Annotated in this window: 20 protein-coding genes and 1 riboswitch; of the genes, 7 read left to right on the top strand and 13 right to left on the bottom strand. The window is 60.9% G+C overall.

The features are described from left to right. Positions 1 to 133 precede the first annotated feature (133 nt). Positions 134 to 225, top strand: a riboswitch (glycine riboswitch). Positions 226 to 379: 154 nt separating this feature from the next. The 5 genes from gcvT to JNB85_RS25525 all read left to right on the top strand — a co-directional run bounded on the left by gcvT (position 380) and on the right by JNB85_RS25525 (position 5651). Beyond that, positions 380 to 1516, top strand: coding sequence for a glycine cleavage system aminomethyltransferase GcvT (gene gcvT / locus JNB85_RS25545; protein ID WP_220337186.1), 1137 nt, complete (start codon positions 380 to 382; stop codon positions 1514 to 1516). A gap of 24 nt (positions 1517 to 1540) precedes the next feature. Further along, positions 1541 to 1903, top strand: a complete 363-nt coding sequence (gene gcvH, locus JNB85_RS25540) for a glycine cleavage system protein GcvH (RefSeq protein ID WP_112567686.1) — start codon at positions 1541 to 1543, stop codon at positions 1901 to 1903. After that, complete coding sequence (gene gcvP / locus JNB85_RS25535) at positions 1903 to 4767, top strand: aminomethyl-transferring glycine dehydrogenase (RefSeq protein ID WP_220337185.1); 2865 nt, start codon at positions 1903 to 1905, stop codon at positions 4765 to 4767. The genes gcvH and gcvP overlap by 1 nt, the downstream gene beginning before the upstream one ends. Positions 4768 to 4904: 137 nt before the next feature. Continuing rightward, positions 4905 to 5150 carry a DUF982 domain-containing protein gene (locus JNB85_RS25530; protein WP_220337296.1) on the top strand — a complete coding sequence of 82 codons (246 nt, stop codon included), beginning with the start codon at positions 4905 to 4907 and terminating at the stop codon, positions 5148 to 5150. A gap of 195 nt (positions 5151 to 5345) precedes the next feature. Then, positions 5346 to 5651 carry a flagellar basal body protein gene (locus JNB85_RS25525; RefSeq protein ID WP_220337183.1) on the top strand — a complete coding sequence of 102 codons (306 nt, stop codon included), beginning with the start codon at positions 5346 to 5348 and terminating at the stop codon, positions 5649 to 5651. Between the two features lie 8 nt (positions 5652 to 5659). Here the strand turns inward: JNB85_RS25525 and JNB85_RS25520 are convergent, their stop codons facing one another. The 9 genes from JNB85_RS25520 to JNB85_RS25480 form a co-directional block, all read right to left on the bottom strand. Continuing rightward, the gene (locus JNB85_RS25520) at positions 5660 to 6280 is read right to left on the bottom strand and encodes a LysE family translocator (RefSeq protein ID WP_220337181.1); all 621 of its coding nucleotides are present in this window, start codon (positions 6278 to 6280) and stop codon (positions 5660 to 5662) included. Between the two features lie 104 nt (positions 6281 to 6384). Then, positions 6385 to 6780 carry a Fe-S cluster assembly scaffold SufA gene (gene sufA, locus JNB85_RS25515; protein ID WP_220337179.1) on the bottom strand — a complete coding sequence of 132 codons (396 nt, stop codon included), beginning with the start codon at positions 6778 to 6780 and terminating at the stop codon, positions 6385 to 6387. Between the two features lie 96 nt (positions 6781 to 6876). Continuing rightward, positions 6877 to 7251, bottom strand: a complete 375-nt coding sequence (locus tag JNB85_RS25510; protein ID WP_220337177.1) for an SUF system Fe-S cluster assembly protein — start codon at positions 7249 to 7251, stop codon at positions 6877 to 6879. A gap of 10 nt (positions 7252 to 7261) precedes the next feature. Continuing rightward, a complete protein-coding gene (locus tag JNB85_RS25505; protein ID WP_220337175.1) occupies positions 7262 to 8503 on the bottom strand; it encodes a cysteine desulfurase in 1242 nt (413 codons plus the stop codon). Positions 8504 to 8515: 12 nt separating this feature from the next. Next, entirely contained in the window at positions 8516 to 9790 is a 1275-nt protein-coding gene (gene sufD, locus JNB85_RS25500) for a Fe-S cluster assembly protein SufD (RefSeq protein ID WP_220337173.1), read from the bottom strand. A gap of 23 nt (positions 9791 to 9813) precedes the next feature. Beyond that, on the bottom strand, positions 9814 to 10569 hold the full coding sequence (gene sufC / locus JNB85_RS25495; protein WP_220337171.1) for a Fe-S cluster assembly ATPase SufC: 756 nt from the start codon (positions 10567 to 10569) through the stop codon (positions 9814 to 9816). Positions 10570 to 10760: 191 nt separating this feature from the next. Further along, positions 10761 to 12230 carry a Fe-S cluster assembly protein SufB gene (gene sufB / locus JNB85_RS25490; RefSeq protein WP_220337169.1) on the bottom strand — a complete coding sequence of 490 codons (1470 nt, stop codon included), beginning with the start codon at positions 12228 to 12230 and terminating at the stop codon, positions 10761 to 10763. 142 nt (positions 12231 to 12372) lie between these two features. After that, entirely contained in the window at positions 12373 to 13539 is a 1167-nt protein-coding gene (locus tag JNB85_RS25485) for a cysteine desulfurase family protein (protein ID WP_220337168.1), read from the bottom strand. After that, on the bottom strand, positions 13475 to 13648 hold the full coding sequence (locus JNB85_RS25480) for a hypothetical protein (protein ID WP_220337299.1): 174 nt from the start codon (positions 13646 to 13648) through the stop codon (positions 13475 to 13477). The genes JNB85_RS25485 and JNB85_RS25480 overlap by 65 nt, the downstream gene beginning before the upstream one ends. Before the next feature lie 108 nt (positions 13649 to 13756). Between JNB85_RS25480 and JNB85_RS25475 the strand changes: the two genes are divergently transcribed. Then, complete coding sequence (locus JNB85_RS25475) at positions 13757 to 14434, top strand: alpha/beta hydrolase (protein WP_220337166.1); 678 nt, start codon at positions 13757 to 13759, stop codon at positions 14432 to 14434. On the opposite strand, the gene JNB85_RS25470 is transcribed toward JNB85_RS25475, so the two are convergent. Beyond that, a complete protein-coding gene (locus JNB85_RS25470) occupies positions 14427 to 14954 on the bottom strand; it encodes a GNAT family N-acetyltransferase (protein ID WP_220337165.1) in 528 nt (175 codons plus the stop codon). The genes JNB85_RS25475 and JNB85_RS25470 overlap by 8 nt on opposite strands. Continuing rightward, a complete protein-coding gene (locus JNB85_RS25465) occupies positions 14951 to 16075 on the bottom strand; it encodes an anhydro-N-acetylmuramic acid kinase (RefSeq protein ID WP_220337164.1) in 1125 nt (374 codons plus the stop codon). The genes JNB85_RS25470 and JNB85_RS25465 overlap by 4 nt, the downstream gene beginning before the upstream one ends. Positions 16076 to 16195: 120 nt before the next feature. Here JNB85_RS25465 and tyrS point away from each other — a divergent pair, with 120 nt between their 5' ends. Continuing rightward, positions 16196 to 17452, top strand: a complete 1257-nt coding sequence (gene tyrS / locus JNB85_RS25460) for a tyrosine--tRNA ligase (protein ID WP_220337163.1) — start codon at positions 16196 to 16198, stop codon at positions 17450 to 17452. A 67-nt stretch (positions 17453 to 17519) separates the two neighbouring features. Here tyrS and JNB85_RS25455 read toward each other — a convergent pair whose 3' ends face one another. Together JNB85_RS25455 and JNB85_RS25450 are read right to left on the bottom strand one after the other, a co-directional pair. After that, the gene (locus JNB85_RS25455; RefSeq protein ID WP_220337160.1) at positions 17520 to 18002 is read right to left on the bottom strand and encodes a GNAT family N-acetyltransferase; all 483 of its coding nucleotides are present in this window, start codon (positions 18000 to 18002) and stop codon (positions 17520 to 17522) included. Positions 18003 to 18018: 16 nt separating this feature from the next. Beyond that, positions 18019 to 21411: a DUF3971 domain-containing protein gene (locus tag JNB85_RS25450; RefSeq protein ID WP_220337158.1), complete on the bottom strand. Its 3393-nt coding sequence runs from the start codon at positions 21409 to 21411 to the stop codon at positions 18019 to 18021. Positions 21412 to 21418: the final 7 nt, after the last annotated feature.

The following is a 21418-nucleotide window of genomic DNA, read 5'->3' as shown; positions in this document are numbered from 1 at the left end:
GCGTTAGCCAATATCGCCCGCAAATGCAAAAACCCATTTGCCGCGGACCGCAACCGGGTTTTGGGAGCCGCGACAAAAATTAGTGCGCTCGCGACATTTTGCTTGCCAAGGCCTGCAGCCCCCGGATAATTGCGGCAACCTTGTTGGGAGAATCCGGCACACGATGCCGGTGCCGAAGGAGCAACCGCCCCGGAAACTCTCAGGCAAAAGGACCACAAGGGGCAGACGGAACTCTGGAGAGAGGCGTTCTCGAAACGCCCGCCGAAGGGATAACAATCTCAGGCGCAGGGACAGAGGGGGCTCAAGGAGATAAGGCGCAGCCGCGCCTTCAGTTTTGAGCCCGCGCCCGGATATCAGGCGCAAACACCGGAGGCGTCGTTTGGACGATACTGCTGCCCTCAAGAAAACCCCGCTTCACGCGCTTCACCTGTCGCTCGGCGCCCGCATGGTGCCCTTTGCAGGCTACGACATGCCGGTGCAATATCCGGCCGGAGTCATGAAGGAGCATCTGCAGACCCGCGCTGCAGCCGGCCTCTTCGATGTCTCCCATATGGGCCAGGTCATCATCAAGGCGAAGTCTGGCAAGTATGAGGATGCGGCGCTCGCGCTCGAAAGCCTCGTGCCGGTCGATATCCTCGGGCTTGCCGAAGGGCGCCAGCGCTACGGTTTCTTCACCGACGAGAATGGCGGTATCCTCGACGACCTGATGATCACCCATCTCGACGATCATCTTTTCGTCGTCGTCAACGCCGCCTGCAAGGAGCAGGACGTTGCTCACCTGCAGAAGCATCTTTCCGACACCTGTCAGATCACCGTCCTCGATCGCGCGCTGATCGCGCTTCAGGGCCCGCGTGCCGTCGATGTGCTCGCCGAGCTCTGGGCCGATGTTGCTGCCATGAAGTTCATGGACGTGCGCCATTGCCGCCTGCACGACGTTTCCTGTCTCGTTTCCCGCTCGGGCTATTCCGGCGAAGACGGTTTTGAAATCTCCATTCCCGCCGACAAGGCCGTGGATGTCACCAACCGGTTGCTGGAGCATCCCGATGTCGAGCCGATCGGCCTCGGCGCCCGTGACTCGCTGCGCCTCGAAGCTGGCCTCTGCCTCTATGGCAACGATATCGACACGACGACCTCGCCGGTCGAAGCCGCTATCGAATGGGGCATACAGAAGGCCCGCCGCACCGGTGGCGCCCGCGCTGGCGGTTTCCCGGGTGCCGCGCGCATTCTCGGCGAACTCGATAAGGGTGTTTCCCGCAAGCGCGTCGGCCTGAAGCCGGAAGGCAAGGCGCCTGTGCGCGGTCATGCCAAGCTTTATGCCGATGCCGAGGGGAAGGCCGAGATCGGCGAAGTCACCTCGGGCGGTTTCGGCCCTTCCGTCGAGGGCCCCGTCGCCATGGGCTATGTGCCGGTTTCTCACGCGGCACCGGGTACGCAGATTTACGCGGAAGTGCGCGGCAAGTACCTGCCTGTCACCGTTTCCGCCCTTCCCTTCATCACGCCGACCTACAAACGCTGACCCCCATTGCGAGAGGATTTTTCCATGCTGAAATTTACCCAGGAACATGAATGGCTGAAGCTCGAAGGCGATGTCGCGACCGTTGGCATCACCACTTACGCTGTCGAGCAGCTCGGCGACCTCGTTTTCGTGGAACTGCCTGAAGTCGGCGCCACCTTCTCCAAGAATGACGATGCGGCCACCGTCGAATCCGTCAAGGCCGCCTCGGAAGTCTACTGCCCGCTCGATGGCGAGATCGTCGAAGTCAATCCGGCTATCGTCGCCGATCCCTCGCTCGTCAATTCGGATCCTCAGGGCGCCGGCTGGTTCTTCAAGCTCAAGCTCAAGAATCTTGGCGATGTCGACGGCCTGCTCGACGAAGCGGCCTATAAGGAGCTGACTGCGTAATGACGACGCCTACCGAATTCCAGTTCACCGACTATCAGCCTTATGACTTCGCCAATCGTCGTCATATCGGCCCCTCCCCGTCGGAAATGTCGGACATGCTCGGCGTCATCGGCTACAAGAGCCTCGATGCGCTGATCGACGCGACCGTGCCGCCCGCCATCCGCCAGAAGGCGCCGCTCCTCTGGGGCGCGCCGATGACGGAACGCGAGGCGCTCGACAAGCTGCGCGAGACAGCCAACAAGAACAAGGTTCTGACCTCGCTGATCGGCCAGGGCTATTACGGCACGATCACGCCGCCGGTCATCCAGCGCAATATCCTGGAAAACCCGGCCTGGTACACGGCCTATACGCCTTACCAGCCGGAAATCTCGCAGGGCCGCCTCGAAGCGCTCCTGAACTATCAGACGATGATCTGCGACCTTACCGGCCTCGATGTCGCCAATGCCTCGCTGCTCGATGAGGCGACGGCTGCTGCTGAAGCCATGGCCATGGCAGAGCGCGTCGCCAAATCGAAGGCCAAGGCTTTCTTCGTCGATGCCGATTGCCACCCGCAGACGATTGCGCTGATCCGCACCCGCGCCGAGCCGCTCGGCTGGACCGTCATCGTCGGCAACCCCTTCACCGATCTCGATCCGGTGGACGTCTTCGGCGCGATCTTCCAGTATCCGGGCACGCACGGCCATGTGCATGACTATACCGGCCTAATCTCCCGCCTGCACCAGACGGGCGCGATCGCCGTCGTTGCTGCCGATATCCTGTCGCTGACGCTTCTGAAGTCGCCGGGCGAAATGGGTGCCGATATCGCCGTCGGTTCCTCGCAGCGTTTTGGCGTTCCTGTCGGTTATGGCGGTCCGCATGCTGCCTACATGTCGGTCAAGGATGCCATCAAGCGCTCCATGCCTGGTCGCCTTGTCGGCGTTTCCGTCGATGCCCGCGGCAACCGCGCCTACCGCCTGTCGCTGCAGACGCGCGAACAGCATATCCGCCGCGAAAAGGCGACTTCGAACATCTGCACCGCGCAGGTCCTGCTCGCCGTCATGGCCTCCATGTACGCCGTCTTCCACGGTCCCAAGGGCATCAAGGCGATTGCCCAGCAGGTTCACCAGAAGGCCGTGCTGATGGCCAAGGGCCTGGAAAAGCTTGGCTACAAGGTCGAGCCGGAAACCTTCTTCGACACGATCACCGTCGATGTCGGCCACATGCAGGGCCTCATCCTGCGCGCGGCCGTCGCCGAGGGCGTCAATCTGCGCAAGGTGGGCGAAACAAAGATCGGTATGTCGCTCGACGAGCGTACGCGGCCGGCAACGCTCGAAGCTGTCTGGCGTGCCTTCGGTGGCAATTTCCACATCGCCGATTTCGAACCCTCCTATCGCCTGCCGAAAGATCTCTTGCGCACCAGCGACTACCTGACGCATCCGATCTTCCACATGAACCGCGCCGAAAGCGAAATGACCCGCTACATCCGCCGGCTTTCCGACCGGGATCTGGCGCTTGACCGCTCCATGATCCCGCTCGGCTCCTGCACGATGAAGCTGAACGCGACGGCCGAAATGTTGCCGATCACCTGGCCGGAGTTTTCCGACATCCATCCCTTCGTGCCGGCCGACCAGGCGCTCGGCTACCGCGAAATGATCGATGACCTCACGGAAAAGCTTTGCGCCGTCACCGGCTACGATGCTTTCTCCATGCAGCCGAATTCCGGCGCGCAGGGCGAATATGCGGGCCTTCTGACCATCCGCAATTACCACATTGCCAACGGCCAGGGTCACCGCGACGTCTGCCTCATCCCGACCTCGGCGCACGGCACCAACCCGGCTTCAGCCCAGATGGTTGGCATGAAGGTCGTGGTCGTCAAGGTCCGTGAAAACGGCGATATCGACCTCGACGATTTCCGTGCCAAGGCGGAGCAACATGCGGACAACCTCTCCTGCTGCATGATCACCTATCCGTCGACGCACGGCGTCTTCGAGGAAACTGTCAGGGAAATCTGCGACCTCGTGCACAAGCATGGCGGCCAGGTCTATCTCGACGGCGCCAATATGAACGCCATGGTCGGCCTCGCGCGCCCCGGTGACATCGGCTCTGATGTCTCGCACCTTAATCTGCACAAGACCTTCTGCATCCCGCATGGCGGCGGCGGCCCGGGCATGGGCCCGATCGGCGTCAAGTCGCATCTGGCTCCCTACCTGCCCGGTCATCCGGAAACGGACGGTCGTTCGGGTGCGGTCTCTGCAGCAGCCTTCGGCTCGGCCTCCATCCTGCCGATCTCCTGGAGCTACTGCCTGATGATGGGCGGCGAAGGCCTGACGCAGGCGACGAAGGTGGCGATCCTCAACGCCAACTACATCGCTGCCCGCCTCAAGGGCGCCTATGATGTGCTTTACAAGTCGGCTGCCGGCCGTGTGGCGCATGAATGCATCATCGACACCCGTCCGCTCGTCGACAGCGCCGGCGTCACCGTCGATGACGTCGCCAAGCGACTGATCGACTGCGGATTCCATGCGCCGACCATGAGTTGGCCGGTTGCCGGCACGCTGATGATCGAGCCGACCGAATCCGAAACCAAAGCCGAACTCGACCGCTTCTGCGAAGCCATGCTGGCGATCCGTCAGGAGGCCCGCGATATCGAGGAAGGCCGTTCGGACAAGCTGAACAACCCGCTGAAGAACGCCCCGCATACGGTCGAAGATCTGGTCGGCGAATGGGATCGCCCCTATTCGCGCGAACAGGCCTGCTTCCCGCCCGGCGCCTTCCGCGTGGACAAGTACTGGTCCCCTGTCAACCGCGTCGACAACGTCTACGGCGACCGCAACCTGATCTGCACCTGCCCGCCCGTCGAGGCTTACGCAGAAGCCGCTGAGTAAAGTTCAAGCCCAACGCCCGACGCGAAAGCAAGAGCCGGACAATCAAAGCCCCTTCCTTCACGGGAGGGGCTTTCCTAATTCTGATGGAATGCGCGAAGGAAGATCACACCATGTCTCAGGATCAAAGCGAAGCAAGAATGCAGGCGCCGTGGACGAAGCCCGTGCTTGTCGCTCTCGAAGAGCCCGGCCAGTATGAGACCATCGACAACACCCAGGCGGCTTCCTGGGCGATGATCGAAGACTGGCCGACGGAAGATGGCGCCGCTCTCGACCAGGCGCTGCTGGTCTGCGCCGATGTTATCAAGGGCAAGCGTACCGGTGAAGATGCGCGCAAGGCATTCATCGCCGCCGCAGTCGAAGCGGGCCTCGATATCAAGGCGTGAACGGCGGCCGTTGGCAAGGTGCTGGTGCGCGGCTATGCGTTCCTGATTACGGCTAGGAGAGCCGGCCGCTGAAGCTCGCGTGCTATTTCGGCACAAACGTCGCAGATCCCCTCGCCTTTCGCTAACCGAAGCCATTCAGCTTTCCCTAAACCCTTGCCGGTACAACGCTAATGTCCGAAACCAGGGAAACGGTCGATGAGCATTTCTGCAATCACGCATACGGCTCTTTCGGGAATGCTGGCACAGTCGGCGCGGGCAGGCGCGATCGCCAATAATGTCGCCAATGCAGGCACGCCAGGTTATGGCCGGCTGAAAACCAGCTTTCGGTCCGTGGAACCTTCGGGCGTCCAGACAAGCGTCGGGGAGACGGATCAGAGCGTGGATTTTGCGGCTGAGCTCACCGAGCTCATCGATACTGAACTAAGTTACAAGGCGAATGCTTCTGTCTTCGAGACCGGCGCCGACCTCTGGGACGTGCTGATGAGCATCAAGCGCGATTAAGCTCTTCTTCAGACGATCGAATAAGCCACCGAACCGAGCGCTACGGCGCCGAAGGCGATCAGCATATAACTCGTCGCTCGGCCGACCTTGGCCGTGAAATCGGCAGAGAGCCGGTCTCTTGCAAGGCTGACGGCACCGCTCAAGCAGAACCACCAGAGCAGCGATCCCATAAAAACGCCTGACACGATGGCAGCCGAGCTGAAGCGCCGTGTCTCCTCGGTGAGGCCCAGCCCGGCAAACAGCGCCCCGAAGGAGAGGATTGTCGCCGGGTTAGAAATGGTCAGCAGGAAGGTCGAGATGGTCGTATGCAGGAAGTCGGCCGCATCGATCTTCGCCGCCTTTATCTTTCCCTTGTTCTTCAGTCCTCGCCAGCCGAGCCAGAGCAGCATCAGCCCGCCTCCGAGCGCCAGCGGAATAGTGGCCATCGAGATCGTTTCGGAGAAGACGGCAAGGCCGGCCACTGCGACCAGCGCGTAGCTCGCGTCACCCAGGGCCGTTCCGAGCCCGCCGGAAAAGCCGAACCAGAATCCCTTCTCGAGACTGCGATTGATGCAGAGCGTTCCAATCGGTCCGAGCGGCGCTGTGATGATGACACCCAGCAGGGCTCCTTTCAGGAATAGAAAGAGCATTGTCCGCTTTTCTTCATTGTCGCTTGTCGGTTTTCGGACAGGCTCGTCGAAATCAAAAGGCCGCCAATTATGGCGGCCATCAGGCAAATTCAACGAGAAAATGCTTAATGCTGCGCAGGAACCACTGCCTCGCCACGTGCGGCAAGCGCTGCAAGGTCAGCCGGCTTCAGTTCGACGGATTCGCCGCAGCCGCAAGCCGATGTCTGGTTCGGATTGGTGAAGGTAAAGCCGGAGCGCAACGTGGTGGTTTCGAAGCCGAGTTCGGTACCGAGCAGATAGAGAACGGCCGACGGCTCGATCCAGACTTTCGCGCCGTCGCGCTCGATCAGGTCGTCCTTGGCATTGGGTTCCGTCACCATGTCGATGGTATATTCCATCCCGGCGCAGCCACCCTTCTTGATGCCGACGCGAATGCCCTTGGCATCCGGTCCGCCATTTTCGACGATCGCCTTCACGCGCTCTGCGGCGGCTTCCGTCATGCTCATCACTGCAAAGCCCATGGGCCCTTTCTCCTTCCACAACCGGGTTCAAGATCCGGTGCTTCGTGATTCAAATGTAAGGCTATGACCTTAACCGATCAATACCACGGTACTGTATCAGTACCAGCCAACCGCGACCTGCGCCTCTTCGGACATGCGGTCCGGTGTCCACGGCGGATCGAAGGTCATTTCGACTTCGACGCCCGAAACCCCTTCGACGGCGCCGACAGCATTTTCCACCCAGCCCGGCATTTCGCCGGCAACCGGGCAGCCCGGAGCCGTCAGCGTCATAACGATCTTGACCATGCGGTCGTCTTCGATATCGATCTTGTAGACGAGGCCGAGTTCGAAGATATCGGCCGGAATTTCCGGGTCGTAGACGGTCTTGAGAGCGCCGATCACGTCGTCGCTAAGTCGCGCCAGTTCCGCCTCAGGTATGCTGGAGTGCACGATGCCTTCGCGCACGTCGATCTTTTCTTCATCCAGGCTCATGGCTTCTTCCTCAAGCAAAGAACTTGCGCGCATAGTCGAGCGCATCGGCCAGCGCATCCACCTCGGCGCGGGTATTATACATGCCGAAGGATGCCCGGCATGTGGAGGTGACGCCGAAGCGTTTCAAGAGCGGCATGGCGCAATGCGTGCCGGCGCGGACAGCGACACCCTGGCGGTCGATCACCATCGAGACGTCATGGGCGTGGATGCCCGCAAGCTCGAAGGAGAAGATCGCGCCCTTGCCCGGCGCATTGCCAAAGACACGCAGTGAATTGACCGCTTTCAACCGTTCTTCCGCATAGGCCGTCAAATTGGCCTCATGGGCTGCGATATTCCCGCGGCCGATCTTGTCCATATAGTCGAGCGCATAGCCGAGCCCGATCGCTTGCACGATCGGCGGCGTGCCGGCTTCGAAACGGTGCGGCGGATCATTATAGGAAACGACGTCCTCGCTCACCTCGAAGATCATCTCGCCACCACCCTGGAACGGCCGCATCTCCTTCAGCCGGTCCTTCTTGCCGTAGAGCACGCCAATGCCGGAGGGGCCATAGAGCTTGTGGCCGGTCATGACATACCAGTCGCAATCGATATCCTGCACGTCGACCGGCAGATGCACGGCACCCTGTGAGCCGTCGATCAGCACCGGAACGCCACGCTCATGGGCGATGCGGCAGACTTCCTTGACCGGAACGATGGTGCCGAGCGCATTCGACATATGGGTGATCGCGACGAGCTTGGTCCTGTCGGTCAGGCTCTTTTCGAACTCTTCGATATGGAAGGCGCCTTCATCGTCGACAGGTACCCAGACGAGCTTGGCGCCCTGCCTCTCACGTATGAAATGCCACGGCACGATATTGGAGTGGTGCTCCATGATCGTCAGCACGATCTCGTCACCCTCGCCGATCTTGGGCATGCCCCAGCCGTAGGCGACGGTATTGATTGCCTCGGTCGAGTTCTTGGTGAAGACGATATCGTTTACCGAAGGCGCGTTCAGGAAGCGGCGAACCTTTTCGCGCGACGCCTCATAGGCTTCCGTTGCCGCATTGGAGAGGTAATGCAGGCCGCGATGCACGTTGGCATATTCGTGGCTGTAAGCATGCGAGATCGCATCGATCACCGCCTGCGGCTTCTGGGCGGAAGCGCCATTGTCCAGATAGACCAGCGGCTTGCCATGCACCTTCTCCGCAAGGATCGGAAAATCCCTGCGGATGGCTTCGACATCATAGGCGGTTGCCGGTACGATCTTGTCCATGGCGCTATCCGATCAGGCGTGCTTTTCCAGCCAGGCCGAGATGACGCCTTCCAGCGCCTCGACCAGGGCTTCGTCTTCCAGTTCCTCGACGATCTCGGCAACGAAGGCGTTGACGAGCATGGCGCGCGCCTTGTTCTCCGGAATGCCGCGAGCCATCAGGTAGTAAAGATGGTTGTCGTCGATATCGGCAACCGTCGCACCATGGCCGCACTGCACGTCGTCGGCGAAGATTTCGAGCTCGGGCTTAACCGAAAACTCGGCATCGTCGGACATTAGCAGCGTGTTGCAGGCCATCTTGGCGTCGGTCTTCTGGGCATCGGGTGCAACCCGGATCATGCCCTGGAAGACACCCTTGGCGCGGTCGAAGACGACATTGCGGATGACTTCCGTCGAGCTGGTATGCGGCACGTTGTGGCCGAGGACCATTGTCACGTCTGTGTGCGTGTCGCCGCCAAGCAGATTGATGCCGCGCAGCGTAAGATCGGCGCCCTCGCCCGTCACTTTGATATTCAGCTCCTGGCGGACCAGCTTGCCGCCGGCATTGATGACGAAGAGCTTCAGCCTGGCGTTGGCACCAAGATCGACGCGGATCTGGCCAAGATGTGTATCCTCGGCACCCTGCTGCTGCAGAATGATCCAGGTCAGCTCCGTGCCCTGCCCGACCGTGATCTCGCTGACATGCGACACGAGCGCGGCATTGTCGGTCACCGACTGGTGACGCTCGATGGCGACACCCTTCACATTGGCGCCGAAGGCGACCGGCAGCCGGGCATGGATGTCACCGCCCGCATGGATGAACTGGATTTCCAGCGGCTTTTCCAGCTCGGTACCATCAGGTACTTCAATCGCATAGCCGTCCCTGACGAAGCTGCCATTGATACGGCCGACGGCATCGTCATTGCCAAGCGCGTCGAGGCCGGCAGCGGCAGAACCGTCGATCAGTTTTTCGGAATAGGGAGAAACCTGGAGATCGCCAGCCAAAGCCTTGTTGGCGGCCTTGCCCTGGATGACGGACAGAACCGGGGATCCTTCGACCAGCGGCGCCAGCGCTTCCGAACCGGCGTCACCCGCCTGGACCGGAACATTGCGCAAGAGGTTCTTGAGGTCCGTATAGTGCCAGGCCTCGATACGGCGGGTGGGAAAACCCTGCTTCTTCAGGTCATCGAGCAGCCGGTCGCGCAGTGCAGTGACCGCGCCGTTGCCCGGCAATTCGCCGAGCTTTTCGTTGAAGGCTTCGACCAGCGCCGATTCTGCCGCGGTCAGGCGGCTCGTCGTTTGCATATTCATGGACGTCGTCCTTTCCGCCATGCTCAGGCCGCGGCGCCGATGATGTCGGCGTAACCGTTGGCTTCCAGCTCATGAGCCAGCGTCTTGTCGCCGGACTTGATGACCTGGCCCTTGTAGAGAACATGGACGGTATCCGGCACGATGTAGTCGAGCAGGCGCTGGTAATGGGTGATGACGACGACGGCACGGTCAGGCGAACGTAGCGCATTGACGCCATCGGCAACGATCTTCAGCGCATCGATATCGAGGCCGGAGTCGGTTTCGTCGAGCACGCAAAGCTTCGGCTCAAGCAGCGCCATCTGCAGGATCTCGGCGCGCTTCTTCTCACCGCCGGAGAAGCCGACGTTCAGCGGGCGCTTCAGCATGTCGGTATTGATCTGCAGCTTGGCCGCTGCATCCTTGACCCGGCGCATGAAATCCGGCGTCGTCAGCTCGTCTTCGCCGCGCGCCTTGCGCTGCTCGTTCATGGCAACCTTCAGGAACTGCATGGTGGCAACGCCCGGAATTTCGACCGGATACTGGAAGGCAAGGAAGATGCCCTTGGCGGCGCGCTCGGCAGCGTCGAGTTCGAGAATGCTCTCGCCGTTATAGAGGATATCGCCCTCGGTCACTTCGTAATCTTCGCGGCCGGAAAGGATGTAAGAGAGCGTCGACTTGCCGGAGCCGTTCGGCCCCATGATGGCGGCAACTTCGCCGGCCTTCACGGTCAGGTTCAGGCCACGGATGATCTCGGTGCCGTCTTCGGCGATGCGGGCATGAAGGTTCTTGATTTCAAGCATCTGTGTTCTTTCCTGTTATCCGGCAGGTTTCAAAGACCCACCCAATTGACCGTCGCACCGGTCTCGATCGTCATCCTCGAGCTTGTCCCGAGGATCTAAGCCTTAAAATGTAATCGTCCTGCTGCACCGATGCGACTTTCCGCGCAGGTGCGCAAATCCTCGGGACAGGCCCGAGGATGACGGAGCCGTAATCAGCCGACAGAGCCTTCCAGCGAGATGCTGATCAGCTTCTGAGCCTCGACGGCGAATTCCATCGGCAGTTCCTGGAGCACTTCCTTGACGAAGCCGTTGACGATCAACGCGATCGCCGCTTCCTCGGGAATGCCGCGCTGCAGGCAGTAGAACAGCTGATCTTCAGAGATCTTCGAGGTGGTCGCCTCGTGCTCGAACTGTGCCGTCGAATTCTTCGCCTCAATGTAGGGCACCGTATGGGCGCCGCACTTGTCGCCGATCAGCAGCGAGTCGCACTGCGTGAAGTTGCGGGCGTTGGTCGCCTTGCGGTGGGCCGAGACCTGGCCGCGATAGGTATTCTGCGACACGCCGGCGGCGATACCCTTGGAGATGATGCGGCTCGACGTGTTCTTGCCGAGATGAATCATCTTGGTGCCGCTGTCGATCTGCTGATGGCCGTTGGAAACAGCGATCGAGTAGAACTCGCCTCTGGAGTCATCGCCGCGCAGAATGCAGGACGGATATTTCCAGGTGATCGCCGAACCGGTTTCGACCTGCGTCCAGGAAATCTTTGAACGATCGCCGCGGCAATCGCCACGCTTGGTGACGAAGTTGTAGATGCCGCCCTTGCCGTCCTTGTCGCCCGGATACCAGTTCTGGACCGTCGAATACTTGATCTCGGCATCATCGAGGGCGACGAGTTCGACCACGGCGGCATGCAGCTGGTTTTCATCGCGCTGCGGTGCCGTGCAACCCTCGAGGTAAGACACATAAGCGCCTTCCTCCGCGATGATCAGCGTGCGCTCGAACTGACCGGTGTTCTTCTCGTTGATGCGGAAGTAGGTGGAAAGCTCCATCGGGCAACGCACGCCCTTCGGCACGAAGACGAAGGAGCCGTCGGTGAAGACCGCCGAGTTCAGCGTCGCATAATAGTTGTCGGTCGTCGGAACGACGGAGCCGAGATACTTCTGGACGAGTTCAGGATGTTCGCGGATGGCTTCCGAGATCGACATGAAAATCACGCCGGCCTTCTTCAGCTCTTCCTTGAAGGTCGTCACGACGGAAACCGAATCGAACACTGCATCGACGGCGATCTTCGGCTTCTCCACGCCGGCGAGAATCTCCTGTTCCTTCAGCGGAATGCCGAGCTTCTCGTAGACCTTGAGGATTTCGGGGTCGACCTCATCAAGTGACTTCGGACCCGGCGTGCTCTTCGGCGCTGCGTAATAATGGATCGCGTTGAAATCGATCTTCGGATAGTCGACGCGCGCCCAGGTGGGCTCTTCCATCGTCAGCCAGCGCTTGTAGGCTTCCAGGCGCCATTCGAGCATCCATTCCGGCTCCTGTTTCTTGGAGGAGATCAGGCGGATGATGTCTTCGGAAAGGCCCCTGGGCGCCTTGTCCATTTCGATGACGGTTTCAAAGCCGTATTTATACTGGTCCACGTCGATCTGACGGACGCGATCGACCGTTTCCTGGACAGCAGGCATGTCACTCTCCAATCTCGCCGGAGAAAAGGTCCGGCAGCTTGTCAGTGGGGCAATTGACTTGCCCCAGATATAAGTGGCCAAAAGGGACTTTTCAGCCCTGATGGCAAGCAGAAAATTGCGTTTCCGCAAGTTTGTGAGGCGATCAGGCCGCCTCTTCCGCCAGCTTTCGCCGGGAGGCAATTTTCGCAAAGGCGGCAATTGCGCGGTCAACGTCTTCTTCCGTCGTCGAAAAGCCAAGCGACATGCGCAAGGCCCCGAGCTTCGGATCGCGGCCCATCGCCGTCAGCACATGGCTTTCTCCGACCCTGCCGGAGGAGCAGGCCGAACCTGCCGAAAGCGCCACGCCTTCGAGATCGAAGGCGATCTGCCCGGTCTCCGCCTTCAGGCAGGAAAGTGTGAAGAAGATGGTATTGGCAACGCGCGGGCCGCCGGCGCCGTGAATGATGACATCGGGTGCTGCAGCGCGCATGCCGGCTTCAAGCCGGTCGCGGAGTGCGGCAATCGCGGCGTTGCGCTCTTCAAGGTTCTGCAGCACGGCTTCTGCCGCCGCCCCAAAGCCGATCAGTGCAAGAGAATTCTGTGTCCCCGAGCGATGACCCTTTTCCTGTCCGCCACCGCGGATCAGCGCCTTCGGCATCAGCGCTTCGCCGCGGGCTATCAGCGCGCCGGCGCCCTTCGGGCCGCCAATCTTATGGGAGGAAATGATCATGAAATCCGCGCCGATCCGCCCGATCTCGATTGGCAGCCGGCCGGCCGCCTGCACGGCATCGACCACGAAAAGCCCGCCATGAGCACGCACGATCCTGCCCGCCTCTTCAACCGGCTGGACGATGCCCGTCTCGTTGTTGACGAACATGATCGCCACCATCGGCAAGCCCGTTGACTTGTCATGGGAGTCGAGAAGCGCGGAGAGCGCCGTCAGATCGACAACGCCGGCATCGGTGACCGGGATCTCGGTCGTCTTGTCCTTCGGGAAACGGCCGCCTTCGCGGACTGCCAGATGCTCGACGGCGGAATGATAGAGGCGGCCGAGCTTCAGCGGCGTGCGGCCCATGCTGAAATCAGGCGTCAGTACCATATTGGCCGCTTCCGTGGCTCCACTGGTGAAGACCACGTTGGCGGGGTCGGCGCCCGCCAGCGATGCCACTTTGCGGCGCGCGCCTTCGATGGCGGCGCGCGCAGCGCGACCCTCGCCATGCACGGAGTTGGGATTGCCGAAGATGTCCACGGCGCGCATGATCGCTTCACGCGCCGCAGGGTGCAGCGGCGATGTTGCGTTCCAATCGAGATAAAGGCGTGGCGGCGCCATTGTCTTCGGTCCTGCGCTTGACGAGCTTGCTTGAGCGCGGCGGTGCATTTTTCTTGAAATTTCCGCCGGGCTTGCCGTATGACACGTTCCACGCTGCGTGGATCGCCATGCAAGTTTCGAATTGTTCTAAACTGCGTTTTAGAAAAGCTGACAACCGTCGTCAAGTCATGTTGTCGCCCAAACGTAGCGTGGACGCGAAATAAAACCCGGAGTACCGATGCCCGAAGTTATTTTCAACGGCCCAGCCGGCCGTCTTGAAGGCCGCTACCAGCCCTCCAAGGAAAAAAGCGCACCGATCGCCGTCATCCTGCACCCGCATCCGCAGTTTGGTGGCACGATGAACAACCAGATCGTCTACCAGCTCTTCTACATGTTCCAGAAGCGCGGTTTTACGACATTGCGCTTCAATTTCCGGGGCATCGGCCGCAGCCAGGGCGACTTCGACCACGGCGCGGGTGAGCTTTCGGATGCCGCCTCCGCCCTCGACTGGGTGCAGAGCCTGCATCCTGATTCGAAAACCTGTTGGGTTGCCGGCTATTCCTTCGGCGCCTGGATCGGCATGCAGCTTCTCATGCGCCGTCCGGAAATCGAAGGTTTCATGTCGATTGCGCCGCAACCGAATACCTATGACTTCTCGTTCCTGGCGCCATGCCCCTCCTCCGGCCTGATCATCAATGGCGAGGCGGATAAGGTGGCACCCGAAAAGGACATTAACGGCCTCGTCGAGAAGCTGAAGACCCAGAAGGGCATTCTCATCACCCACCGCACAGTACCTGGCGCCAACCATTTCTTCAACGGCCAGGTAGACACGCTGATGGCCGAATGCGAGGATTACCTCGACCGCCGCCTCAACGGCGAACTCGTGCCGGAACCTGCAGCCAAGCGGATCAGGTGACGGCCTGCCGCATAGCGGCGGTCATCTCGAATTCTACGCCCTTGATACCTTCGATAAAGATCGGCCCGCGCTCCCGCATGCCGATCTTTTTCATTACGTGCTGCGAGGCCAGATTGTCCGGGTGCGCGAAGGCGATGAAATGCGGCGCAAAGTCTCTCGCGAAGAACCAGTCGGTAAAGCTTGCCGCGATTTCCGTTGCATAGCCTTTGCCCCATTCCCGGGCGTAGAAAGCATAGCCCATCTCATACTCGCCGGCATGAAAGAGCGAGATTCCGGCACGTCCGATGAAGCGGGCGTCCTCGCGGCCAACGATCTTGTATTTCGTCGTGCGGTCCCGCGCCTGCTCGGCAAAATATGTTCGCAGTCGCTCTTCGCATTTTTCGCGTGACCAGGGCGCTCCGCCAGACATGTAGCGTGTCGTCTCGATCGTCGAATGCAGATCTTGGATCAGGTCGGCATCGCCGTCTTCCCACATCAGAGCGACGAGGCGCGGCGTTTCGAAAATGACTTCCCCGCTCATTTGGCTGGCTCCACCAGCACGCCACCGCTTACCGGCTGGCTGACGCCCGTCGTGCCGGGATAGGTGAGCGGCAGTCCCTCCAGCGAGCGTACGGCCAGATAGGCCCAGGCTTCCGCCTCCATCGCATCCCCGTCGAAACCGGCTTCTTCGGCGCTCATCACACGAGAACCGTTCTTCCCGGCCATATCGGCAAACTCAGCCATGATCGTACCATTCAGCCGTCCGCCGCCGCAGACGATGAAGACGGAGGGCCTTTCCGGCAGATAGGAGGCCGATTTGACGATCGAAGCAGCAGCCACATGCGCAAGCGTGCGCGCACCATCCTCCAGGCTCGCCTCACCATCTGCCAGCGGTTTGAAATCGCCACGGTCGAGCGAGCGCCGGATATTGCCCTGGAAGAACGGGCTGCCGAGATAGCGGGCGGCAATTTCGGCCACCACCTGCCCACGCCCGGCGATCTCGCCGCCGGGATCGTAGGTCTTGCCGGTTTGCATCTCCACCCACTGGTCGATCAGCGTGTTGCCGGGGCCGCTGTCGAAGGCGGCGATGCGCCCTTCCGCGCCGATATAGGTAAGGTTCGAAATACCCCCGATGTTGACGAAGCAGACACGTTGCCCGTCCTTCTGGAAGCGGCCGGCAAGCGCTGCGTGGTAGGCCGGCACCAGCGGCGCACCCTGCCCGCCGTGCGCCATGTCATTGGCACGCATGTCATAGACAACCGGAATGCCGGATCGTTCTGCAAGGAGCGCGCCGTCGCCGATTTGGATCGTCAGCCCATCGTCAGGCCGGTGCAATACGGTCTGGCCGTGAAAACCGAGCACATCGACGTCGCCGCTTCTGAGTCCGAATTTTTCGAGAAATGCCGTAACGGCATCTGCATGACGTTGGGTAAGCTCGATCTCAATTTGCCTAAGTTCATCCGGCCGCGCAGCACGATCCGTCAACGGCCGGGCCAGATCCAGCGCACGCTTCAGCCGCTCCCGAAAGCCGCCATCATAGGCAATGCCCAGGAACGGTCCGCGCTCGATGAAGCCTCGCCCGTCTGTCCTGAGAAGCGCCACATCGATGCCGTCCATCGAGGTGCCGCTCATCAAACCGATCGCAGTCCTGACGATATCCATTGCGCCGCGAGCCTTTCATGCGATTCCCGGATGCACTTTTGGAAAAACAGTGCTAAACGCGCCGCGACGGTTCAACAAGCGTCAATCCCAAATCCTGTCGACGTTCAAGAGACGAAACCCATGCCCGAGTTCAAGTCCGATTTCCTCCGCACGCTGCAAGAGCGCGGCTTCATTCATCAGATTTCCGATGAAAGCGGCCTCGACGATCTCTTCGCCAAGGAAACCGTGACGGCCTACATCGGCTTCGATCCGACCGCACCCAGCCTGCATGCCGGATCGCTGATCCAGATCATGATGCTGCACTGGATGCAGAAGACCGGCCATCGCGCCATCTCGCTGATGGGCGGCGGCACCGGCATGGTCGGCGACCCCTCCTTCAAGGAAGAAGCCCGCCAGTTGATGACCGTCGATACGATCGAAGGCAACATTGCCTCGATCAAGCGCGTCTTCTCGAACTACCTGAACTATGGCGACGGTCCGAAGGACGCGCTGATGATCAACAATGCCGAATGGCTGCGCTCGCTGAACTACCTTGAGTTCCTGCGCGATGTCGGCAAGCATTTCTCGGTCAACCGCATGCTGTCCTTCGACAGCGTCAAGACGCGCCTCGATCGCGAACAGTCGCTGTCCTTCCTGGAATTCAACTACATGATCCTCCAGGCCTATGACTTCGTCGAGCTCGCCAAGCGCTACGACTGCCGGTTGCAGATGGGCGGTTCGGACCAGTGGGGCAATATCGTCAATGGCATCGACCTCGGTCACCGCATGGGGACCAAGCAGCTCTACGCGCTGACCTCACCACTGCTGACGACTTCGTCCGGCGCCAAGATGGGCAAGTCCGCGACCGGTGCGGTATGGCTGAACGCGGACATGCTCTCGGCCTATGATTTCTGGCAGTACTGGCGCAATACCGAGGATGCCGACGTCTCGCGCTTCCTGAAGCTCTACACCACGCTGCCGATGGACGAGATCGCCCGCCTCTCCGCGCTCGCGGGTTCCGAGATCAACGAGGTCAAGAAGATTCTCGCGACCGAGGTCACTGCGATCCTGCACGGCCGCGAGGCCGCTGAACAGGCAGCCGAGACGGCCCGCAAGACCTTTGAAGAAGGCGGCCTCTCTGAGAACCTGCCCTCCGTTGACGTTCCCGCCTCCGAACTCGACGCCGGCATCGGCCTTCTGTCGCTGATCGTGCGCGCCGGACTTGCCGCCTCGAACGGCGAAGCCCGCCGTCACGTCCAGGGCGGCGCCGTGCGCATCAACGACAAGGCCGTCAGCGACGAGCGCAAGATGATCGGCAGCGGTGAAATTACCGCCGATGGCGTCATCAAGCTATCGCTCGGCAAGAAGAAGCACATCCTGATCCGCCGCGCAGCGTAAGCCGCGCAACGGACGCACCAAAAGAAAAGCCGGCCGTCGCGCCGGCTTTTTGCGTTGAGCTGAAGGCTCAGGATAGCGGCCGGTAACGCTTTTTCATCACGAAATTGTCGAGCTTCTGCCCGCGCTTTTCGACGGTCTGTCGCATGACCACAACGAACCCCTTGCGCTCGAAGATTGGTCGCGCCGTCAGGCTCGCATGCGTGTAGATCCGATCCATGCCTGATGCCAGTGCTTCCAGTTCGACGCGCGCCAGCAGCCGGCTCGCCACACCGAACCCCTGAAATTCGGGATGCACGAACATCATGTCCAGGCAGCCATCGGCGACTAGATCGGAGAAGCCGGCCGGCTTGCCGTCAATGTCAGCGATCCAAGCCGGGCGGCTTATCCGGCGTTCGGCCCACTTGGCAGGGTCTTCCACCTGCGCCCAGGCATTGATCTGCGCAGGCGAATAATCGCGCGACGAGACTTCACGGATAGCACGGAGGAAGATCTCGATGGTCGCATCGCTATCATCAGGCGTATAAGGCCGGATCAGAATGGAATTCTTCACCGACAACTCCCAGCGATCACTGGAATTCGAAGATCTGGCGGAACACGCCGGGAGCGATGACCGAAAGCGGATTGATCTGCAGGTTCGGCTGGTCGAACTTGCCTGTCAGCTTGAAGGTGATGCCGATGAGGCCGCGGTCCGAGCCGTTGCCGAGGATGACGCCGATCAGCGGGAGTTCGGCAAACAGCCGATTGAGGCCATAGGCCGGCATGAAGGTGCCGGTCATGTCCATATTGCCTTTCCTGTCGCGCACGATGCCCTGGAACGTCGCGCCGATCTGATCGCCGCGCAGCACGCCATTTTCGATGGAGACCGCACCGCCGCGCGAAACGATACGGGCAAAGCCGCGCTGGAAACGCTGCGAGGAAGTATCGATATCGCGTTTGACGGCTTCGTTCAGCGTACGCTGGTCCGATCCGACGGGCGTGGAGACGATCGAGCGCAGACGTTGCTCGTTGACGATCGAGAAGCGGCGCACGTCGAGCGAGCCATCCCAGCCGCCGCCCGCATTGAGACGGATAGCCAGATTGAGAAGCCCGCCCTGCATATGCTGGTAGAGATCGGCAAAGCGTGAGACGGAGCCGGCATCGCCGCTGGTGATGTTGATGACGCCGCCGCTCTGCATCTGGCTGACGATCGCCTCGCCGCTATCGGTGATGCCGGAGAAATTCAGCGATTGCAGCCGGCTGCCGCTCATGGCGATCTGCGCCTGGAAATTCCCGATCTTCTCGTCATTGAAGCCGATAATGTTCTGCAGCTTCGCCCGCACGCTTACGCTGCTGTTGTCACTGCCATCGCCATCGCTGTCCGAATCCGATTTCAGGCGGGCGATGATCGGCCGCGCATCGGCGCTGGCGCCCGATACGGAAATATCGAAGCCGCCCTTGCTGCGCTTCAGCGACAGCCCGAAATCGTCGACGGAAGACAGCTTCACGCTATCGAAATCCGCCGATATCAATCCGCTCTTGCCGATCACGAGCGCCCCGGTCGCCCCGAAGCCATCCCCCTTCAGACGGAAATTCTTGACCTGGGTATTGTCAGGCGGGCCGGAAACCTCGAATTCGGCATTGGCGGGAATTCCGACACCCTTCGACCAGCCGATCCAAGGCAGATCGAGCGATGCCTTGCCGAGGTCGAGCTGAACGCCCTGCCGGTCTTCGTCGATACGCGTCAGCACCAGCTTGACGCTGCCGCCGAGGATGCCGGACAGGCCGGGCAGCAACTTATCGCGCTGATCGCCGTTCAACGTTGCCGTGATCACACGCTGTGGCTCGATCCCGGAAGATTTGTCGACGGGTTCCAGCATATCGATATCGGCGGAGACGCCGTCGATGTCGGCCTTGCCCTTGACTTTCACCTGCTGCGGATCGGCATCGAGCATGCCGTCGAGATTGGTGATGACGCGCCCTGAGAACGGCTTGGCAAGCGCAACATCGGTAAGCTTCATCTGCGCCTCCCATTCGGGTGACGGCGGGTTCTGCGAGGACAGAAGTCCGAAATGCGCCTGCACATGCGCGTCGATAGTGCCCTTGAGGTCGTCTGGCACGAAGCCTGCGCGCTGCAGCACCTTGATCGGCTTGTAGGTCAGAAGCTCGCCCACCGCATCGGCTGCGCCCGAAACGGAAATGTCGGCATCGGCCATCAGTGGCCTGTCATAAACTGCCGGCATCACGAAGGTGCCCGGCTGCACCGCTACTGAACGCCCGGAGGGGAAATAGGAGGTGCCGCTCTTGAGTGAGATCGTCGCCCTTCCGCCCGTCAGGTCGAAATGCGCTGCCGTATCGCGCACCGGCGGGATATCGCCGGCGACATTCAGGCGCGTCCCGTCGATGTCGAAGGAGATGCGGAGCTGGTTTTCATCGAGCCGCAGACCGCGTCCTCCCGCTGCCTCATCCAGACGCCCTGGCGGGATGTAGACGGAAATGGACGCATCGGTCACCACGCCGCCGAAGAGGTTTGCCAGCACCCAGACCCGCGCTTTGGACGCCATCCAGAAAGGCCATAGCTGCTTAACTGCCGTCGTCTGCATCTGCTGCGACTGGCCGGCAAAACTGATCTCCGGTGATTTGTCGTTCAGCCGAACGTGCAGCGCCCCATAGAGGGAGCCGAGCGGCGAGGAAGCCACCATATTCGGAAACTGGAATTCACGTCCGGCGACGAGGTAGCGTCCGGTCGCCTGCAGATCGAAAGATAGCGGCTGCTCGCCGGAATTGGGTGCCGCGGTGCCGCCGCTGATCAGCGCGTCGATGCCGAACCCCTTACCCGCACTCGGATCGAGCTTATCGAGATCGATGACCGCGCCGTTGAACGGCAGAATGGTCGCGCCGAGATGCAGCTGCGATCTGGAAATCTCCAGCGTCTGCTTATCGAAATCATAGGCCAGATTGAGTTGCCCGTTCGTCAGTTCCTGAGAATCGCCGTCGACATAGATAAGGCCCGGATCGAGTTTGAGAGCCGCATTGAGCGACGGCTTGACGCCGTTGGCTGCCCTGACCGCGGAAATGGTGAGATCGCCAAAGGTCTTGAGGCCCTGGCGGATCTCGCCCTGTTCGTTGCGCTTCAGCGCAAAGGGAGTCAGGTCGGCGTGCGACAGTGTGGCGACCATTCGGGTTGCCCGCCCGCCCGCTTGCTCGGTGATCACATTGAGGTCTGCCGCTTCACCGTTGATGGAAATCTGGCCGCTGAGCCGCAGCGAGTTTGGCCCGGCATGTTCGAAGGCGAGATTGTCGACGACGAGGGAAAGAGGCCCATTTGCCGTATCTGCGAGCTTGATGTCGATGCCGGAGATGCGCACGGAGCCGGTACCGCCGCGTTCGACGAAGGTTTCGAACAAGTCGAGATGCGAGAAGATCGTCTCCATTGCCGCCGGAATGGCATCGACGCGCAGATCGTCAAGCTTGATGGGTGCGGTTGATGGAAGCAGCGCCGTGTCGAGGGCGATATCGTCGGCTTCGACCGATGATATGGCGATGCGGCCGCGAAAGAGCTGAAGCGGATCGAGCGCCATCCGCATGGAGGATGTGGTAGAGAGATGCTGGCCGCTCTGCTGGTCGATCATGTTGACGTCACGCGCTTCGAGCGCCAGCCGCAGGCCGGATGTGAAGCGGATGACGGTGGAACCGACTTCGGCACGGTAGCGCGGCCCGAGTGCGATGTTCAACGCCGACTGCGCCTGCTGCGATAGCGGCGCGTCAACGACCCCGCTTTCGATGGTGAAGACGATTGCCGCCAAGATGAACAGGATGACTGCGCAGAATCCGCCCGTGACCTTAGCCGTGCCGCGCACGCGGGAGCGCGGCGGCGGGCAATGCACGATAAGCGGGTCCTCCACCTGCGCTGAAGGCAGGTTGTGCAAGGCGACGATGTCCTTCTTGCGGAACGTGACCTTTTCGCCGCGAATGGCTGACATGCGCCTT

The organism is Rhizobium mesosinicum (assembly GCF_019511345.1).
Taxonomy (GTDB): Bacteria; Pseudomonadota; Alphaproteobacteria; order Rhizobiales; family Rhizobiaceae; genus Rhizobium; species Rhizobium mesosinicum.
The sequence above is the reverse complement of the archived record's forward strand: the minus strand, read 5'-3'. Positions and strand labels throughout refer to the sequence as shown.

Excerpts from the sequence above, each read along its gene's own strand:
- tyrS (WP_220337163.1), top strand. The coding sequence starts at position 16,196 with ATGCCCGAGTTCAAGTCCGATTTCCTCCGCACGCTGCAAGAGCGCGGC.
- JNB85_RS25450 (WP_220337158.1), bottom strand. The coding sequence starts at position 21,411 with ATGTCAGCCATTCGCGGCGAAAAGGTCACGTTCCGCAAGAAGGACATC.
- sufC (WP_220337171.1), bottom strand. The coding sequence starts at position 10,569 with ATGCTTGAAATCAAGAACCTTCATGCCCGCATCGCCGAAGACGGCACC.
- gcvP (WP_220337185.1), top strand. The coding sequence starts at position 1,903 with ATGACGACGCCTACCGAATTCCAGTTCACCGACTATCAGCCTTATGAC.
- JNB85_RS25485 (WP_220337168.1), bottom strand. The coding sequence starts at position 13,539 with ATGGCGCCGCCACGCCTTTATCTCGATTGGAACGCAACATCGCCGCTG.
- gcvH (WP_112567686.1), top strand. The coding sequence starts at position 1,541 with ATGCTGAAATTTACCCAGGAACATGAATGGCTGAAGCTCGAAGGCGAT.
- sufA (WP_220337179.1), bottom strand. The coding sequence starts at position 6,780 with ATGGGCTTTGCAGTGATGAGCATGACGGAAGCCGCCGCAGAGCGCGTG.
- JNB85_RS25505 (WP_220337175.1), bottom strand. The coding sequence starts at position 8,503 with ATGGACAAGATCGTACCGGCAACCGCCTATGATGTCGAAGCCATCCGC.
- JNB85_RS25465 (WP_220337164.1), bottom strand. The coding sequence starts at position 16,075 with ATGGATATCGTCAGGACTGCGATCGGTTTGATGAGCGGCACCTCGATG.
- sufB (WP_220337169.1), bottom strand. The coding sequence starts at position 12,230 with ATGCCTGCTGTCCAGGAAACGGTCGATCGCGTCCGTCAGATCGACGTG.
- JNB85_RS25530 (WP_220337296.1), top strand. The coding sequence starts at position 4,905 with ATGCAGGCGCCGTGGACGAAGCCCGTGCTTGTCGCTCTCGAAGAGCCC.
- sufD (WP_220337173.1), bottom strand. The coding sequence starts at position 9,790 with ATGAATATGCAAACGACGAGCCGCCTGACCGCGGCAGAATCGGCGCTG.
- JNB85_RS25480 (WP_220337299.1), bottom strand. The coding sequence starts at position 13,648 with ATGGCGATCCACGCAGCGTGGAACGTGTCATACGGCAAGCCCGGCGGA.
- JNB85_RS25510 (WP_220337177.1), bottom strand. The coding sequence starts at position 7,251 with ATGAGCCTGGATGAAGAAAAGATCGACGTGCGCGAAGGCATCGTGCAC.
- JNB85_RS25470 (WP_220337165.1), bottom strand. The coding sequence starts at position 14,954 with ATGAGCGGGGAAGTCATTTTCGAAACGCCGCGCCTCGTCGCTCTGATG.
- JNB85_RS25525 (WP_220337183.1), top strand. The coding sequence starts at position 5,346 with ATGAGCATTTCTGCAATCACGCATACGGCTCTTTCGGGAATGCTGGCA.
- JNB85_RS25520 (WP_220337181.1), bottom strand. The coding sequence starts at position 6,280 with ATGCTCTTTCTATTCCTGAAAGGAGCCCTGCTGGGTGTCATCATCACA.
- JNB85_RS25475 (WP_220337166.1), top strand. The coding sequence starts at position 13,757 with ATGCCCGAAGTTATTTTCAACGGCCCAGCCGGCCGTCTTGAAGGCCGC.